This is a genomic window from Nitrospirillum amazonense (genome assembly GCF_007828045.1).
GTDB lineage: Bacteria > Pseudomonadota > Alphaproteobacteria > Azospirillales > Azospirillaceae > Nitrospirillum > Nitrospirillum amazonense_C.
On record NZ_VITN01000074.1, the window covers coordinates 1 to 1399 of the forward strand.

1 protein-coding gene is annotated in these 1399 nt (G+C 62.6%); it reads left to right on the forward strand.

What is annotated here, in order from left to right; genetic code table 11:
• Positions 1–86 precede the first annotated feature (86 nt).
• Positions 87–1100, forward strand: a complete 1014-nt coding sequence (locus FBZ89_RS30610) for an IS110 family RNA-guided transposase (RefSeq protein WP_145754888.1) — start codon at positions 87–89, stop codon at positions 1098–1100.
• Positions 1101–1399 lie beyond the last annotated feature (299 nt).

Here is a 1399-nt window from a genome sequence, read left to right on the forward strand (position 1 = left end):
CTGAACTGATGGTGTGGATGCCCCTTTCCCCGGTTTCGGCGGATATCAGGCTATGATGTCTGCTGGACATCGTTATGGAGGGCGCCATGACCACGACGTACTTGGTGGCGATAGACCTGGCCAAGCGGCATTTCCAGGTTTGCGCGACGGACCTTTCTGGCAAGGTATTGTTCAATCGAGCGTTTTCACGGCAGAAGCTGTTGGAGTTCCTGGCCGGGCAGGCTCGCTGCATCGTTGCGATGGAAGCCTGCTCGACCAGCCACTACTGGGGTCGGTTCGCTGAAGGTGCGGGGCATGAGGTGCGGCTGATCCCGCCGATTTACGTGAAGCCGTTCGTCAAGCGGCAGAAGAACGACGCGACGGATGCGGAGGCCATCGCGGAAGCGGCCCGCCGCCCGAACCTTCATTTCGTCGCGGTGAAGAGTGCTGGGCATCAGGCCCGGGCGGTTACATTCCGGACCCACCAGTGTTTCGTGAGGCAGCGGACACAGCTGATCAACGCGTTGCGTGGCCATCTGGCGGAATTCGGCATTGTCGCGCCGGTGGGGGCGGCCAATGTCACATGCCTGGAACAAGCGATGGCGGCCGAGGGAGATGGTCTGCCCGCAGCCGTCCGCGAGATGGCCGGCTTCTACCTTGAGCAGATCAAGACCCTGACGCTGAGGATCGATGAACTGGTGCAACGCCTGCTCTTGGCATCCAGGACGGATGCGTTTCTGCGGCGCCTCTGCACCCTTCCGGGCGTCGGTCCGATCACGGCCGGAGCGCTCGCCGCCTTCGCGCCGGACCTGCGGACCTTTTCCGACGGCAGGAACTTCGCCGCCTGGCTCGGCCTGGTCCCAAAGCAATTGTCATCCGGTGGAAAGACCAGGCTGGGCGGCATGAGCCGAATGGGCCAGGATGATATCCGAAGGTTGTTGATCATTGGTGCCATGAGCCGCATCCGGTGGATCTGCCGGCGCGGTGCGACGCCCGACAACTGGCTAGGACGCCTCCTGTTGCGTAAACCGCGCATGGTCGCCGCCGTGGCCTTGGCCAACAAGATGGCGCGAACCCTCTGGGCGATGGTGGTCAAGCAACAGGATTATCGAACGGCGTGATCCGGCTGCCGACAATGGCGGCGGGTGGACCACGTTGCGGGCCTCACGGCCCGGGCAGGAAGATCGACTGACGGTGTAGGCGGCAAGGACTTCAATGTTCAGGTGGGGATAACCAGTCCCGGCGCGCGGGCGGCAAAGCTCTCTGAACCGATGTGGACCCCATCTCTCGAACAGCATACCGGCCCGTGGCCCGTTCAGGCCACAATATGAGGCCTGACACACGACCGATAGAACTCCTCGTCGCAGCCAATGCGATGCCAGAGGTTTCTTCTTGCTTAACCGGGGGCATCCACACACGC

Coding starts and splice junctions, on each gene's coding strand:
- FBZ89_RS30610 (WP_145754888.1), top strand. CDS start 87: ATGACCACGACGTACTTGGTGGCGATAGACCTGGCCAAGCGGCATTTC.